Annotated in this window: 16 protein-coding genes, 1 tRNA gene and 2 pseudogenes; 16 read left to right on the top strand and 3 right to left on the bottom strand. The window is 43.3% G+C overall.

What is annotated here, in order from left to right:
- Positions 1-5 precede the first annotated feature (5 nt).
- From QUD54_RS03635 to QUD54_RS03580, 14 genes and pseudogenes are all read left to right on the top strand, one after another.
- Positions 6-1,247, top strand: coding sequence for a hypothetical protein (locus tag QUD54_RS03635; RefSeq protein WP_286337602.1), 1,242 nt, complete (start codon positions 6-8; stop codon positions 1,245-1,247).
- Positions 1,248-1,404: 157 nt separating this feature from the next.
- Positions 1,405-1,713: a hypothetical protein gene (locus QUD54_RS03630; RefSeq protein WP_286337601.1), complete on the top strand. Its 309-nt coding sequence runs from the start codon at positions 1,405-1,407 to the stop codon at positions 1,711-1,713.
- Between the two features lie 70 nt (positions 1,714-1,783).
- Complete coding sequence (locus QUD54_RS03625) at positions 1,784-2,881, top strand: phosphoenolpyruvate carboxykinase (ATP) (protein ID WP_286337600.1); 1,098 nt, start codon at positions 1,784-1,786, stop codon at positions 2,879-2,881.
- On the top strand, positions 2,874-3,980 hold the full coding sequence (locus QUD54_RS03620; RefSeq protein WP_286337599.1) for a nucleotidyltransferase domain-containing protein: 1,107 nt from the start codon (positions 2,874-2,876) through the stop codon (positions 3,978-3,980). Before QUD54_RS03625 ends, QUD54_RS03620 begins: the two co-directional genes overlap by 8 nt.
- A 333-nt stretch (positions 3,981-4,313) precedes the next feature.
- Positions 4,314-5,444: a tyrosine-type recombinase/integrase gene (locus QUD54_RS03615; RefSeq protein ID WP_286337598.1), complete on the top strand. Its 1,131-nt coding sequence runs from the start codon at positions 4,314-4,316 to the stop codon at positions 5,442-5,444.
- On the top strand, positions 5,434-6,060 hold the full coding sequence (locus tag QUD54_RS03610) for a hypothetical protein (protein WP_286337597.1): 627 nt from the start codon (positions 5,434-5,436) through the stop codon (positions 6,058-6,060). Before QUD54_RS03615 ends, QUD54_RS03610 begins: the two co-directional genes overlap by 11 nt.
- A 116-nt stretch (positions 6,061-6,176) precedes the next feature.
- Positions 6,177-6,383, top strand: coding sequence for a helix-turn-helix transcriptional regulator (locus QUD54_RS03605; protein ID WP_286337596.1), 207 nt, complete (start codon positions 6,177-6,179; stop codon positions 6,381-6,383).
- Entirely contained in the window at positions 6,380-6,865 is a 486-nt protein-coding gene (locus QUD54_RS03600; protein ID WP_286337595.1) for a hypothetical protein, read from the top strand. Before QUD54_RS03605 ends, QUD54_RS03600 begins: the two co-directional genes overlap by 4 nt.
- Positions 6,862-7,764, top strand: coding sequence for an AAA family ATPase (locus tag QUD54_RS03595; RefSeq protein ID WP_286337594.1), 903 nt, complete (start codon positions 6,862-6,864; stop codon positions 7,762-7,764). The genes QUD54_RS03600 and QUD54_RS03595 overlap by 4 nt, the downstream gene beginning before the upstream one ends.
- Positions 7,765-8,440: 676 nt before the next feature.
- Positions 8,441-8,665: an SOS response-associated peptidase family protein gene (locus QUD54_RS03590; protein WP_286337593.1), complete on the top strand. Its 225-nt coding sequence runs from the start codon at positions 8,441-8,443 to the stop codon at positions 8,663-8,665.
- Positions 8,565-8,912: pseudogene (locus tag QUD54_RS12020) on the top strand (SOS response-associated peptidase family protein); the annotation flags it as partial. The gene QUD54_RS03590 and the pseudogene QUD54_RS12020, both read left to right, overlap by 101 nt.
- Positions 8,795-9,046 carry an SOS response-associated peptidase family protein gene (locus QUD54_RS12015; protein ID WP_406600584.1) on the top strand — a complete coding sequence of 84 codons (252 nt, stop codon included), beginning with the start codon at positions 8,795-8,797 and terminating at the stop codon, positions 9,044-9,046. The pseudogene QUD54_RS12020 and the gene QUD54_RS12015, both read left to right, overlap by 118 nt.
- A 368-nt stretch (positions 9,047-9,414) precedes the next feature.
- On the top strand, positions 9,415-10,266 hold the full coding sequence (locus tag QUD54_RS03585) for a hypothetical protein (protein ID WP_286337592.1): 852 nt from the start codon (positions 9,415-9,417) through the stop codon (positions 10,264-10,266).
- Between the two features lie 258 nt (positions 10,267-10,524).
- Positions 10,525-11,607 carry a hypothetical protein gene (locus QUD54_RS03580; protein WP_286337591.1) on the top strand — a complete coding sequence of 361 codons (1,083 nt, stop codon included), beginning with the start codon at positions 10,525-10,527 and terminating at the stop codon, positions 11,605-11,607.
- Between the two features lie 237 nt (positions 11,608-11,844).
- Here the strand turns inward: QUD54_RS03580 and QUD54_RS03575 are convergent.
- Positions 11,845-12,075, bottom strand: a pseudogene (locus QUD54_RS03575) (transposase); the annotation flags it as partial.
- A 208-nt stretch (positions 12,076-12,283) separates the two neighbouring features.
- Here QUD54_RS03575 and QUD54_RS03570 point away from each other — a divergent pair.
- Positions 12,284-12,820, top strand: coding sequence for an antirestriction protein ArdA (locus QUD54_RS03570; RefSeq protein WP_286337590.1), 537 nt, complete (start codon positions 12,284-12,286; stop codon positions 12,818-12,820).
- Between the two features lie 204 nt (positions 12,821-13,024).
- On the opposite strand, the gene QUD54_RS03565 is transcribed toward QUD54_RS03570, so the two are convergent.
- Together QUD54_RS03565 and QUD54_RS03560 are read right to left on the bottom strand one after the other, a co-directional pair.
- A tRNA-Met gene (locus tag QUD54_RS03565) sits at positions 13,025-13,101 on the bottom strand.
- A gap of 53 nt (positions 13,102-13,154) precedes the next feature.
- Positions 13,155-14,657 carry a hypothetical protein gene (locus QUD54_RS03560; protein ID WP_286337589.1) on the bottom strand — a complete coding sequence of 501 codons (1,503 nt, stop codon included), beginning with the start codon at positions 14,655-14,657 and terminating at the stop codon, positions 13,155-13,157.
- 210 nt (positions 14,658-14,867) lie between these two features.
- On the opposite strand from QUD54_RS03560, the gene groES reads away from it, so the two are divergent.
- Positions 14,868-15,137 carry a co-chaperone GroES gene (gene groES / locus QUD54_RS03555; protein WP_286337588.1) on the top strand — a complete coding sequence of 90 codons (270 nt, stop codon included), beginning with the start codon at positions 14,868-14,870 and terminating at the stop codon, positions 15,135-15,137.
- Positions 15,138-15,143 lie beyond the last annotated feature (6 nt).

Raw genomic sequence — 15,143 nt, 5'->3', positions numbered from 1 at the left:
AATACATGAAATATCTCACTTCGTTTGGCACGATGATGCTGGCTATGGTATTGCTGAGTGGATGTAACGATGAAGGTCCTACACTGCATGCATTGTATGGAGATTATGAATCTACGAAAGTTTTCGACATAGATACGAAAAGTATGAAACTCGAGTCCGTGATGGACGTTGCGCCTGCAGACGGGCCATATGGAGTAGAGTGCGATTCCGACCGCGAAGCGTTCGCCCTTACCCGAAAGAGTGATTCGATCGCCGTGGTCGATTTCAGGCGAGACCGCGTGGTAAAAGTGATTCCCTTGAAATTTCATCCCCGTTCGACAGCGACCCTTCCGAATATAGATCTGGTGCTCGTTTCCGGCAAAACCGAACCGATGGCGGTTACGATAGGCAAAACCGACCATAGGGTGAAACGTTACTTCGGAAATGAAACCGGTCAAAACGTCGATACGGCCCACTACTTCGGAGGAGGAAACAATACGGGACACCCGTTTTGGCTGGCGGACGGGAAACGCTTTTTACTATTGGATCGTGTAAACAGAAAAATCTCTCTCTATGACAAAGAGAACGAAGTGCCTCTTTATGAAATTCAAACGGAGACGACTGCACATCATGTGTTGTACAGGCCGGTGGATGTCGACGCATCCGGAAATGGAACATACTATGTCGTCCTCGAAGGCCCGGCAGATCCCAACGACGCTACAATTCCGGCCGCCGGTATCATGAAACTCACTGTCGACGGAAACAATGTTATAAATGTCGAAGAGATATTTCACGCGGCCCATGAAGATGGTGGAGCGCATCACGCGAGATTTTATGGTGACAAGTATATCTTTTTCCCTACCTATAGCGGGAAGGTCTATGTCGTCGACAAGGAGAGCATGAAGCAGGTTTCGACTTTTCAGGCGGGAGAAGGTGCCGGGCACATCACTTTTTCCATTCGAAAGCGCATGGCCATCGTCACCAATCATAAAGCGACCTACGTCACCGTCGTCGACGTCTCCAACCCGCAAAGCCCCGTCGTTGTCAAAAACATCGATGTCGCGATGCCTTTGACGGCAGAAGAGCGAAATGCAGGGAAAAATGCCCAGGCACACACGTGCAGTTTCGATGAAACGGGCCGCTATTTTTACAGTGTCGCCAACTGTGACGCGAAATTTTATGAAATCGACCTCGATTATCTTTGGGTTTCACGAACATTGCAATTGCCGGGAACGTATGTGCCGATGGGGGACTTTGTCCGATATTGAACAATGGCTAAAAAAGCAGTTTGTATGAAATATAGCCCCAATGATGGATTTGGTTGAAATATTATTCATTTTCGTTAATTAATCGTTAATTATTAAGAAAATTATAATTGTAAATATGGTCTAATAATGGTTATAGACCATCTAGAAAGGATGAAAGATGACGGAAAAAGTTGAAACCTCTGCAACATGCGAAGAGGTGGACGTAGACGAAGCGAAACGCGAATTTATGAAAAAGTTCGGCAAATATGCCGCAACAGCCCCGTTGGGGATGTATCTGCTGTTGGGTGCAGGTGCTTCGAAAGCGCAGGCGTCATCAACAGGTACATGTACTTGGCACAACAACCATACTATTACCTATACGTTGAAAGACGACCAGAATATCTATGTGGAAGGGCCTGGAGCGAACGACCACTATACAGTCACTCCTAGCAACCCGCTTTACGACTGGTTTAGAAATCTGCTTTGATAAGCAGTGGAATCTGACAGATTACAAAGAGTTGAAGCAGTTTTTAAAGTGTCCTCTCAATACGGAATGTTTGAGTGGATATTTGGATAACGAGTCGCTGATACTCTACCATAAAAAAAGTGGCCGTGTATACGGATTTGAATCCGAATCGGCCGCTTTGCTCCTGCAAATAGACGAGCTTCTCAAAGAGAATTCCGTCGATGAGATCTATTCAAAAATTCCGACGGTTCCGAAAGCCATTTTGACCTCTTTTTCGAAATTTCTTCTTTGCAACGAAGAGTTGGGAAAAGAAGTTTATGAACCCCCACTAAACATAGGCATCTATAAAGATGATGAAAAAAAGAGAGAAAAATTTTCCACCGTTCCTTTGACATTCTTCATCGAGTTCCCAAAAGAATCCTTGAAGCGAAAAATCTATCCATTGGTCGAGCATTTGTCTCGCCACTCCCGAACCGACAAAGCTATCAATATCGATTTCATCAAGATGAGCGAAGGGAATTATTGGCAGATTCTGTTCAATGGCGAGCGAATCGCCGCGCCGGTCCGTGAAGAGTCTTTGCCATTGCTTTTGCAAGAAAACATGATTATCGCATACTACCAGTCGAAACCTTATCTCATGGCGATGCATGCAGGTGCCGTCAAATATGGGCGTCACTCGCTCGTCTTTCCTGCTCTCAGTGGATCGGGAAAGACAACCTTGACGGCCGCACTCGTCAGTGAAGGGTTCGATCTCTATTCCGATGAAATAGCCCTGCTGGGATATGATGGAAAGTTGAAACCCATCCCTTTTTGTATGAATATCAAAGAGGGGAGTTGGAGCGTATTGAATGAACGGTTTCCGAAATTGGAAAAACAGCAGGCATTTCTGCGCTTCGATGGGCAGAAGGTGAAGTTTCTGCCGCCGGAGAATCTGGCGAAGGAAAACGATACCGTGTCGATGGTCATTTTTCCCAAATACGAAAAAAATTCGGAATGTAAACTCGAACGTCTGAGTTCTTGTGAGACGCTGAAACGTATTAAAGATGCCGGGTATCAACTGGAAAAACCGTTGAGCGAAGAAAATTTCGAGTCGATATTGTCCCATCTGCTTTCCCGCCCCGCATACAGCCTGAGCTATGGTTCTTTAGAAGAGGCTGTGGGAAGAATAAAGGATCTGTGCAGTGGATAATCGCAAGGAGATCATACAGCTGTGCAAGCTTCTTTCTCTCGGATCTGACGCCGAGAAAGAGAAATTCGAAAAAGAGATATCCGAAGGGGATATAGACTGGGTCAAGCTGGTAGGTGTCGCCAACGGTAACTTTTTGACTCCAGCCCTCTATCATGCATTGGAGTCTAAAAAATTGTTCGATCTCATCGACGACCCGCTGCTCGAAGGTTTTTTGAAAGAGGTTTACAGAAACAACGCAGAACGTAACGAGGGGATACTCGGCCAGTTGGAGGATATCCAGAAAATTCTTGCCCCAGCAGGCATCAAACCGTTATTGCTGAAGGGTGCAGCCGTCATCAGCGAAAAACTCTATCCCGCCCCCGGTATTCGGACGATGACCGATATCGATATCATGATGCATCCGGAAGTGTTCCAGGAGGGCTTGGCGCTGTTGAAGAAGAGGGGATACATCGAATTCGGCCGTGATCTGGGTCGATGGCATCATCACACACCTCGTATCAACAAAAAGGGGTTTCCCGCTGCAGTCGAACCTCATTTTCGAGTTATATTCGATCAAAAAATCGAGTATATTCCTTATGACGAAGTGACGTCGCAAAGGAGCCGAAACCGACTTTTGAAGGATTCGAACGTACTCAAGCCGACATGGCATCTGTATCACACTTTCCTCCATTCGGCAGTTGTCGACAAGAGTCATCAGCGTTGGAAACTCGCCTTGAAAAACGTCTACGACTTTTCCGTTTTGGCCTCTTCCTACGGGGAGGAAATCGACTGGAACCTACTCTACAGCCTGGCCGAAAAATATCACCATGAAAAGATTCTCGAAGATTTCCTCTATTTGGCTGAAAAACTTTTTATGCTTGAAACTCCCATTCCAACGAACGCGTTGAGAGGTTGGCTCTTTTACAAAAAATGTTTATGGGAGTCCACATTGATCCCGGAGACAAAAATCCATAAACTCTATACGGCGTATACAGATTTCAAAGAGATTTACTCTTACAGTGCACTTCAGCAATTTTACGGCTTGCAATCGAGAGTGCAATACCCTTTCGCTTTGATAAAATATTTTTCCTATCATGGTAAAAAACATCTACTGCGATAGTTTTGAATGGGCGAGATGACAACCGATCCAGGGAGAATTTCGTAAATCTATGAAACAATAAGTTTTCACGCTACGTTTCATATGTGTAAAAATAATGGTAGAAGTTCGATATTTGCATTTGGGGATTGGAAGCAATGATGGTGGCGGGGGGGAGACTTGAACTCCCGACCTCCGGCTTATGAGACCAAAAGACCACCCTTCTTTAAATGAATTCAGTGCACTATAAGCCTGTGATTTAGGGAATCTTCAATTCCTACTAATTCTTTTTCATGTACTATCTATTCATACAAAGGTGTCACCTAGGGTGTCACCCAAGCCACAGGAGCAAAAATCATGGCCATAGATACCAAAGAGTTCGTCAATACGATCGAACCAGGGTTAAAGGCCGATGCATCGTATAAACGATTTTTATACCGTTTCAAGGTTAACGGAAAATCAAAACGTGGGATCATCGACTATACCAACAAAGAGTGGGATAAACGAACCAGAACATCAAGGGCAAAGACAGAGTTCATAACCCAGAAAGAAAAAGCTTCCAATGCCAGTGTCAATTTTAACGAGAACAGCAGGCTGAACGATGTGGCAGATATCTACTTCAATCAAGCCTGCGAAGCTTCCAAGTGGACCGAAGAGCGTCGATACGTCTATAACCTCTACTGCAAGGATGGTATTGGCAAAAAACGTCTGAAAGATATCCGCCAGGTCGATTTCGATGCCCTGCGCCGCAGTATGGAAACCAAAGGCCTCTCAAAACAATCGGCCAATGGGTGCAGCCCGAGAACAATCAGGAAAGTATTGCTTCAAATTCTCAAACCCATCATGCAATACGCCCACGATAACAAAGTTATCGACGACATTCCAAACATCAAAGCACCCAAACAAAATCGACAGAAAAAGATAGTGGAAGACGCCACAACCAAGCTCTCCATGCTTTATCAGACCATTATGAACACATACGACAGCGATCCCTTTTATAGGGCTTTGTTTCTGTTTGCATTGTACGGCAGGCGATGGAATGAAATACGAACGCTCCGATGGGAAGATGTCAATTTTCTAAACCGAACTTATACTATTCGGGCTAAAAATAATAAGATCAAGCGGAACCAGACGTATGAGCTGCCAACTCCGATCGCTGAAGCCCTTTCACAGTTTGACGGTAACAGAGACGGAATTATCTTCAAGTCCCCAGTCACAGGCAAGGAGCTCTATCCACCTAAAAAACAGTTGGCGAAGATCAAACAGCTGGCAGAAATTCCAGAACTTACGATGCACTATTTCAGGCATATTCTTGTCTCAGCTATGGGAGAGGCTGGAACGGCGACAACGATCCTCAGCGCATCCCTTGGGCATACAAACCTTGATACGGTCAATAACTTCTATCTGTCGGCCAATCATACGAAAGCGTCTCATGTGGCCAATGAGATGATTGGAAAAATTACCGGGAGAGACGAAGATGGCAAGTAAAAAATCTGAATATACTCCAAATGACTTCAATCAACTTGCCTACGAATTTGCAATCAGAAATCCCAGAGTTATTGAGTTGTTAGGGTTATCTCTAGACCAAAGTATTGCAGAGGAACTTTCATCCTATGGGATCTATTCAAAATCAATTGATTTTAGAGATGGTCAAGAAATAGAGATTCTAAGTCTACGAGAACTGTATCTGGATTATGAACATCTGACGCATATTGTGCATCACCCCTTCTCCCCATATGGAGAAGGGACAGTAGAAGATCCCAATACATTGGAAAAAATCAATGAATATCGTGGTGATAAGTTTTTGGTGCACCCAAATTCTAAAAAACCCTTCTTTAGAAAGGAAAATGAATTGGAGGCATATAGACGAATTAACCAGCTAATTGAAAGTAGAGGAGGAAAACTACAGCGTTTGATGGATGGTACTACTTTCAAACATTATGATGCTATCAAGATTATGGGCCAAACAGTTTATAGTTTGGATCCAACGAGGTCCAGTAAGAAAACCATAAAGTCCGATATCAGCTTCGTTTCTGAATGGATAAAACCTGAAAAATATCTTCAACTCATACCGCAATATAGATCAGTACTAGCCTCCTTGTAGGGGGGTAAAAAAACTTTTTTTCACCCCTTACCACGATACATCTAGAACCGTATACTTCCAGTAGCGATCGATGAGTTCTGAAGAACTATCGATCTATTTTGAATAAAGGAGCAGAAATGCAACTTCCCCAGAAACGCTGGCTCAGTCCAGCAGAACTAGAAGCCGAGTACGGTTTTAGTAAATCGTCTCAGTCCAAAATGAGGATGGCCACCAGTGGCTCAAACATTCCTTTTAGTAAGATCGGTGGCAAATATATCCGATACGATAGATTTGCCATCGACAAATGGCTGGAAGAGCACCAGGTACAAGGGAGGGTGGCATGAGAACGCCTATGCATCTAACAAACAGTACGCCATTTAACTCTTCGGCAAAGTTTGTTATGTCTTTGAGGCCTATAGAGTCACCGAGAAAACATAACTCGCGGTGGAGCCAAGAGGAGAAGAACCTACTTTTCGAGGCTATTAAGAATGGCTATGATGTAGAACAGGCAATGGAATTATTCCCGCTGCGAACACGCAAAGCTATTCTTAATATGGCACTTTCTTTCGGCTATTCAAGTCGTACAAAAGATAATAAGACTTTGTTTGTCAAAGGCGTCAAAAGGCGCAAGAGACGAACGAAGGAAGAGCTACAAAATGAAGCCGCGGGAACGACTTCATATTTGACTAATTTAAAAAGTTTAATAATGAATATTGTACCACAATATCCATCTTCAATGCCATCAATAAATGAAAAAATAGATATTGCTGAAAATTTATTAAAGCAGGTTGCTTGTATCCTTGATGAGTTAAGGAGAGCGTCATGAGTCTCTTAAAATATGATAAATTTAAAATAACACCTGCAGCAATAGAAGAGGCTCAGGAGCAGATATATATTCTTGAAGGCACTATTGCGATGAATCGGCTAACAACCGTTTATGCCGATCCCAATCAGGGCAAAACTACGTTGTCGATGGCATTGGCACGGTTGATTAATGCCATCTATCTGGATGCCGAAAATCCGATAGATACATTTCCCGATCAGATCTTAAAAAAATGTGACATTTACGCTACCAGCATGGGAGCTTCGATGGATGATTTAAAAGACATTCTAAATGAAATTCTAACATCTGGAGTGTCAGGCAAATTAATCATTGTCGATACACTCTCACATTTTGTAGACCCTAATAATAATGTTGATGTACAAAGTTTCTATCAACTCCTCAGGCGGATCACAAATAACGGCAATGGTGTTGTTGTTCTCCATCACACCAATAAAGGTGACAGTAATTCAGAAAACCCCAAAAAACAGTTTTTTGGGAGTTCGGTCATCAAAGCACAGTCGGATACATTGCTGTATTTGACTGGATTTTCAGATGATGTAGGAAATATTGTCGTTACAATGGAGCCAGAAAAGAAGCGTGGATACATCGAGAAAAGAAGTTATAAAATCTCCACATTAACATACGATATTGAGCCAGAAAAATATGATGACCCTGCTCAGTTGGCAAAAGACAAACCGATTATAAACATGATTAAAGGCTATCTGACTGAACCAAGAATGACCACGCAGATACACAAATATATGGAATCACAAAAAATATCACGACGACGAACAAATGACATTTTAAACCGATACATAAACACCTTCTGGGAAAAGGGAGGGGATGGTAGAAAAAGGAACTGGACATTGAAAAAAGATGAAAATTTGAAAGAAGCCAGTTGACTAGTAGTGATACTATTGGGAATCTTGCATGGATGGCGGATACCTGGGAATCTTGTGCAACTGAATAATGAATAATCTGAATATTTTATAGAATTCTATTTATAGATTCCTAATATATCGGTGGTTGCACAAGATTCACAACAAATAGCCCCCTATTACTATTATAATTGAGCTATACCGCCTCTCACTTCATTCACGACTCTTCGACTCTTCGCAGACGTTCGCCCTTGGGCACTCCGTGCTCCTGACGGGCGTCACTTACTGCTCATCGTCTCATCCTCATTCATTTTGTTCGGACGGTATAACCCGCTATGTTTGGCTGAAAAGTACTGTCTAGATACGAAACGGCTGAAGTGGAGCAGCTACGTCGAGAAGGCGCCAGTCACGGAGTGACTAGCCTGCTCGATGCAGATGCGGCATGGAAGTCGTGAGTATCGAAGTGCAGTGCTTTTTGGCCAAACCTAAATTATTGGCATATTGGCCGAATCTAAAGAGACCCTAAAGCCTATCATTCCACTCCAAATTTTTTGAATGCCTGACCCACGGGAGTTTCACACAGATTTTCCTACTCATCCAAAATTCCAGAACCTAAATGCTAAACTATGAATTGCCGTGGATTTCGACTAAAGGGAGTCTAAAGACTAATTCGTCTCGCGCTGTACTATGACAATCAACTTTGGAGATACGACCGATGTGCGGCAGAGTGGATATGTACGATCTCGAATCAGTCAAAGAAGACGTCAGAAAATATTACGAGGGCAATGTCGAAGACCATATCGTTTACGATACCCTGGGGTACAATGTTCCGCCATCCACAGATTTGCCAGTCTGGTACGAGCATAATGAACACGGCATTCTCTACCCCATGCACTGGGGGGCTTATCCCACATTGGGTAAATGAGAAAAACACCAAATACTCAATGATTAACGCCAGGGCCGAAGATGTGGCCAGGAGACCCGCCTATGCCTCATCCTTCAAATATCGTCGCTGTCTGATTCCCGTCAACGGCTTCTACGAAAATGGCAGAAGATCCCCGGCTCCAAAACGAAACAGCCCTGGTACTTCAGAGCCAGGGAGAAATCCTATCTATTGCTTGCCGGTATTTGGGACGAGTGGCATGAAGACGATGAGATCATTAAAAGCTGTACGATACGAGATTATAAAACCCATCCACGATCGAATGCCGCTTATTATAAAGCCAGAAGACGTTTGACTGTGGTTAGTCGAGACAGTGAGAGATTCTTTTGTTTTGAGACCGCTAATGAAACCTATCGAAGATGATTATCTGGAAGATTGGCCAGTTATATTTTTATACAATGGCTCGCAATATAATGGTAAGCGATGTATACTGCCTTTAAACAATAATATATTTGTTGATATTAATTTAAGACAATAATGTTAGTATTCATATCTTTGTAAAAAAACATTCAATGAAAAAATGAAAAAAAGGATTTAGGAATATAATAACTGCTATCTTGTATATATCAACTTATACTGTAACAGGGTTGGGATGGAAGATTGACCTTAACTACAGATGGTCATTATGTTAGTGACAATAATGTGACTATTCCACCAAGTGGTTCATATACAGGTGGATTATCATCCAATTTGACGCCGGATGGCACATATAAATAAAAAAGGATATTATAATGGGATTTTTTAATTTTGGTAAAAAAAAGACTTCTGATAATCCCCTTACTGAATTAATTAAAGAAGTTGGATTTCATAAAGCAGCTGAGGAAGCAGCATTAGTATTAACTAAACATTTAGGTGGAAATAAAAACATTGCATTGGAATTTATTTTGGCCGAATTAGATGCTGCATCACGTGGTGATAAAGACTCATCCTTGTTTGCTATACAAAGTGGTATTCATATAGAAGAATTTAGAGGTTCTATAAATAGAGAAATGTCTGCATCTGCAGAGAAAGCACAAAATATAATGAATAAATATAGTATTGCTTTGCTGCATGATAAACACTTGGCTGGAAGTTTTCGTCGGGAAGTAATAGATTTTGTAATGAAAATGTATAAACTTGGGAAATACCAGAAAGAAGAATATTCCCGTGATGAACAAATAAAAAATTTAATCATGAAATATTCGTTAAAAGAATTGTCTGAAATCGCTGATAATGGTAATGTATATGCTCAAATAGCAATGTGGTATTCATTAATGGTAATGAAAGAGGAAGGTGTAGAAGTTGATGATGCAAGTATTCTCGACTGGATGTCACTAGCAGCTGATAATGGGGATGGAGAATCAGCCAATGAATATTCAATATGGCTTGGTCACAAAATAGGCGAACTTGTAGGTAGTGATGGAGAAATAGAAACAGAAAATATTCCATATTTAAATAGTTTATTAAAATCGTGGCTAAAAAATAAAAAAACAGCAATCGAACAAGGTTTTGTAAAAAATGATCAAGATGAATTAAGAAATATGCAAGAATTATACCTATGGTCAGACAAAATAATGCAAGAAAATAATCTACCCCCTTTTTAGGTTTAAGCACGTTGTTTCATAAAATTGTATAAGTTGTATTAGTATCATGGGAGTGTTAGAATTTTTATGTCACTCCTGCTGAATTTTCATGAACTTTTCCGTATAACATAAAAATTCGAATACTCCCTGATAGAAACCCATCCACGATCGGATACCCGTCATACTGAAACTGGAAGATGCACGGCTCTGGCTTGACGAAACATTGAGGGATACGGCCGTACTCAGACTCCATCCGCTTTTTAGACTAAAAATTAAACTATGGAGCATATTTTGAATCTTCTCGCGAAACAGGTTAATGAGTTTGAACGTACCCTCGAGGCACTCCTTCGGTGGCACGGGACGGACGCCGCCGCAAAAAACGAGGATCTTGGCCTGGGCTGGCTTCGGTACCGAACCCAAAAACGCATAGACTTCCTTCGCCGATCCGCTGTCCGTGGGTCAGAAAAGAGTGGCCGAGACATGGATGCGGTCCTCGACGATATCGAACAGCAACTGACGGTCCATTATGGCAACAGGGATGCGAAAAAAATAGCGGCACTATACGCCAGGATGAAAGATGACGACACGGACACGATGGAGATTCTGTTTCGGCTAAAGGCGGAGCAGCTCGAGTTCCGGATAGCCCGTCTGCTCGAGACGGATGATTTTTGGAGCCAGGGGCTACCCTGCCTGCCGCCCCCAAGAAAAAAACCGGACGATAAATCCTTGCTGGAAATCCTCGTTGCCATAATACAAATGCCGATTGTTATTTTCGCAGAAATCGTCCACGGCCTCAAAGTGGCCGCCGATCCCCAAATCGCCGCCGCACCCCATCCGCTTGAGAAGGGGAAAAATTACGAACTGTTCATTGGGCTCCACCACGAAAAAAACGGCGGACTTGTCATTTACAATGGTCAAATCAGGGGCTTTGAAGACAAAGGGGTCGACCTGGTCTACATTTCGCCCAAAAACCGCACCCTGGATCTTGTGCAGTGCAAACACTGGGACTCTCCCATGGAGCGGGATCTACTGCCCAATGTCTACAAAAAACTGAGTGCGTACGACTTCGATTTTGTCAATCTCGACGCATCGATCATTGTGGAAAAACTGCAGATCGCGACTGGGCTCCCCTTTGTTGAAAAAGCATTGAACGAATTTCGAGAAAACAAAGGGAGTTACAAAGTAAGAAAAATCTTTTATATCGCGCGGGGCTGGACCGCCACTTTTCTTGGAGGGAGTACCCACGAGACAGGAAAAGGCATATATTGTTACAAGGACATGAAGATTGTAGTTCAGTACCCCGTAACGCCAACACCGTGGTATCTATTACCTAAAGATTCCCCGTATGGTCCTAATGGGTGATGTCTGTATCAGTTGACGAAAGCAATTAGGGAGAATAGCTACGCCTAGTTTCGGAAGAATTTCGTTATAGACGACTTCAGGCTCTTCATCGAACTCACCGTCGACCATCAATTATGGCCCGGCATCCATGAGACGAAAGAAAAGACAACAGAGAAGGCGAGATGGTTTGTAAAGAGGTTGTGAATACTGCGAGGCTGTTCAGAATTTTGTGTCAGGATCCAGTAGACCGAAATCATATCAAAGCTCCAATACCCCGTCAAGCCTGCCTTCGTAGATGATGGCCAGCTGGGACAGTGTCAGATTCCAGTTGGCGATGGGCTTGGACCACTTCTTCTTGGCATTCTAGATGCCCATATAAAGCAGTTTCAGCAGGCTATTTTCATTCGAAAAGGCTCCCTTGGTTTTTGTTCAGTTTCCTGATTGCCGGTGGACCGATTCGATGATGTTGGTTGTATAGATGATCTTCCGAAACTTTTTTCAAAAAATCTTCACAGACTTACGACCTCAGTATTAACTCACAGTCCCGATACTTTCGGAATGCCCCGGGGTATTCACACCCAAAGGATTCTTTACACCTCTTTCCACACCCTTGGAGTATAGTACCCCGAACACCGCCACTGACATCTCTCCTATCTGGTTCCTTTCTAGTGATGAATCCAAATCACAGGAGGTAATCATGTTAAAAGTCTATCTTACAGACTTGCAGGCGTACAACGAAGGACATTGGGGTGGGAAATGGATCGAACTGCCACTGACCTCTTTTGAGCTCTCACATACGATTTCAGAAGTGCTGAACGAGGGTGAAACCGTTTGTAAGACGGAAGATCACGAGGAGTATTTCATAACAGACTACGAATGGGAAGAAGAGCAGGTGCTTGACGTGGAAGAGTACGCAAACCTCTTCGAACTGAACGATCAAGTTCAAAAACTCTCCGAACTCCAGCCATATCAGCTCAAAGCAGTTCGGTTTCTCCTGGATCAAGGTATATCACTCGATATTGACGACGCTATCGCCAGTTCCGATGAAGTAATCATCCACGAAGGTCAGGAGATGGAGGATGTCGCTTATAACCTGATCCAGGAAAGCTATAACCTTGATAATATCCCAGCACTTATCGCCAATCATATCGATTACGAGGGTATTGCAAGAGATCTGGAGTACGAAGGATGCTACCGCGAATATGACGGTGACATCTACGAGTACCACTATTGAACAGAACGTGGAAGAGTGGAGAAGACTAACGCACTGCGTTTGTTGAATCAATACTTTCCACTGCGTGGACTCTGCATTGCTTGTCCGAAAGAAAATCAGTAGAAAATCTTGAAAGTGTCACCCAAAGTGTCACCTAGAGAAAACTTAAACGAAATCAGAGTTGAAAGAATAGGATTGAAATCACTGAATTTAGGACTTGAAGTATGGTGGCGGGGGGGAGACTTGAACTCCCGACCTCCGGCTTATGAGACCAGCGCTCTAGCCAGCTGAGCTACCCAGCCAACCTCTGTTTGTGGAGCGGTATTTTATCCTAACCCAGAGGATTTGTCAAGAGTCAAAAGAAGCTTTTTATCAAATCGCCCGCCGGAGAGTTTTTGATGCTCTCAGGAAGTTTCTTTTCGATCTCCTCTTTTGCCTTCGATTTCAAGAGAGCATTTTTATCTATTTTGATGTTCGGTTTCATCAGTGGCCCCTCGAGCGTTACAGGCAGCATCATTTTTCGAATTTTGATGTCGAGCGTCGTATCGATGGTTTGATTTTCAAGATCGATCTTTCCATCTTTCGAACTTATTTCCGTCAGACGGCTTTTCATATAGAGGTCCGACCGCAATATTTTCTTGTCGATTTTTGTATCGATGATGGTACGTTCATACACCTCTTTCGTAATGTCGAAATTCGCCAGTTGTTGAAGAAGGAAACTCATTTTATTGGGAAGGATCTGTCCGTTAAGAAGCTCGGCATGGAGGGTTCCTATCTGTTTCAGCGTATCGAAGGTCAGTTTCGCATTGGCACGGGAATCGAAAATATGCGGATAGAGTAGCATGTCGGTCAATGCAACGGTTTGGATGTTTTTGATCTGGACATTGGCGATTCCGTTTTTATAAAGGGCATCGAAAGCGCCGCCCAATGTGTCGGAGTGCGCTGTGGCTTGGACCAGGTTTTTGGAGGTTTCGACATCGCCGGTGATTTTTATATCGCCTTTCATGTGCTGATTGGTGATGAAGTGGAGCTTGTCGAGGTCGGGTACATTCAAGGTATAGTCGGTGGAGAGCGCTCCTTCTTTGATATCGTAAGCGAGTCTCTTCGCGCTCAGATTCGCAACCGATGTGACAAACCATAGATCGGAAACGGCTTTGGTATGTTCAAGGTCTGTCGCTATGTCACCCTTGAAGGTAAAATTGGACGGGATGCTCAGGTTGAAATCCCGCTCGATCGGAAGAGGGTGAAGAAGTCCCTTTCTGATGGTCGTCAGCACCTTTCCATCGAGATTTTCCATATCCAGACTGGGTATATCGGCTTTGATATTCACGATTCCCTGGGCGTAATCGGGTTGATCGAGCATATGCAGAAGCCTCTCGATATGAAGATGTTCGACATCGGCTTTCAGATCCCCGGGTTTGAACGCTTTGAGTGTCAGGTGATATGCCGTCTCGCTTTCGGCGATATCGCTCTCGCCATCGATCTGCATCCGCTCTTTGTCGCCTTTGACGCTCCCGTGTGTCCTGAACGGCCCATTGAATTTGGTTCCGATGAGTTTTTGAAGATTTGAAAGTTCCTGGATTTCGACGTCGTAAGTCGCATCGACGTGTTGTGACAGCAGATTCATCGTACCTTTGGTGGAAATGATCGTATCGTCTCCGATTTTGAGAGCAAACTCGAAACGATCCGGGCGAAGAAGAAATGTCTCCAACCTGGTCGGCAATGGTACCTGTGCAGCTATTTTTTTTTCAAGAAGCGGCTGAAGGAAGTTGTTCCCGGGAGTGGTAAAGAGTAAGCCGTAAGCCGCTCCAAATAGTAGAAGGAGCAGAAAAAGCATCGACACAAATATTTTCATCATCGTTTCCTCGTATACAATATTTCGCACATTATATCATGAGCGCCATGAATAGAGGATTGTAGTTTAAACATTTAGTCAAAAAGACTAAAGAATGTGCATCGATATAGCTAAATAATTCGATGTATATCTTGACAAAGAAAAAATTTTGGGTTAAAATTTCGGCACTTATAAAAAGTAATTGCTAAAATCCACATCACGAAAGGAGCGTCAATGAGTTTCCAACCACTTGCGAACCGAGTTTTGGTAGAGCGTGTTGATGAACCACAAAAAACTGCATCCGGCATTATCATTCCCGATAACGCCAAAGAGAAGCCCCAGGAGGCTGAAGTTCTGGCGATTGGACCGGAAGTAGAAGAGGAAGGCCACATCAAAGTGGGTGACAAAGTCGTGTTCGGCAAATACAGCGGAACAGAGATTACCATTGACGGAAAAGAGTTGCTTATTCTCAACAGCGACGACATTCTCGGAATTTTGAAATAAGAGGAG

It is taken from the genome of Hydrogenimonas cancrithermarum, assembly GCF_030296055.1.
GTDB classification, from domain to species: domain Bacteria; phylum Campylobacterota; class Campylobacteria; order Campylobacterales; family Hydrogenimonadaceae; genus Hydrogenimonas; species Hydrogenimonas cancrithermarum.
Note: the sequence above shows the minus strand (reverse complement) of the source record. Positions and strands in the feature narration are given on the sequence as shown.

What these genes read in the sequence shown, in the direction of transcription:
- QUD54_RS03560 (WP_286337589.1), bottom strand. Translation starts at nt 14,657, where the DNA reads ATGATGAAAATATTTGTGTCGATGCTTTTTCTGCTCCTTCTACTATTT.
- QUD54_RS03615 (WP_286337598.1), top strand. Translation starts at nt 4,314, where the DNA reads ATGGCCATAGATACCAAAGAGTTCGTCAATACGATCGAACCAGGGTTA.
- groES (WP_286337588.1), top strand. Translation starts at nt 14,868, where the DNA reads ATGAGTTTCCAACCACTTGCGAACCGAGTTTTGGTAGAGCGTGTTGAT.
- QUD54_RS03605 (WP_286337596.1), top strand. Translation starts at nt 6,177, where the DNA reads ATGCAACTTCCCCAGAAACGCTGGCTCAGTCCAGCAGAACTAGAAGCC.
- QUD54_RS03630 (WP_286337601.1), top strand. Translation starts at nt 1,405, where the DNA reads ATGACGGAAAAAGTTGAAACCTCTGCAACATGCGAAGAGGTGGACGTA.
- QUD54_RS03600 (WP_286337595.1), top strand. Translation starts at nt 6,380, where the DNA reads ATGAGAACGCCTATGCATCTAACAAACAGTACGCCATTTAACTCTTCG.
- QUD54_RS03570 (WP_286337590.1), top strand. Translation starts at nt 12,284, where the DNA reads ATGTTAAAAGTCTATCTTACAGACTTGCAGGCGTACAACGAAGGACAT.
- QUD54_RS03585 (WP_286337592.1), top strand. Translation starts at nt 9,415, where the DNA reads ATGGGATTTTTTAATTTTGGTAAAAAAAAGACTTCTGATAATCCCCTT.
- QUD54_RS03610 (WP_286337597.1), top strand. Translation starts at nt 5,434, where the DNA reads ATGGCAAGTAAAAAATCTGAATATACTCCAAATGACTTCAATCAACTT.
- QUD54_RS03595 (WP_286337594.1), top strand. Translation starts at nt 6,862, where the DNA reads ATGAGTCTCTTAAAATATGATAAATTTAAAATAACACCTGCAGCAATA.
- QUD54_RS03635 (WP_286337602.1), top strand. Translation starts at nt 6, where the DNA reads ATGAAATATCTCACTTCGTTTGGCACGATGATGCTGGCTATGGTATTG.
- QUD54_RS03580 (WP_286337591.1), top strand. Translation starts at nt 10,525, where the DNA reads ATGGAGCATATTTTGAATCTTCTCGCGAAACAGGTTAATGAGTTTGAA.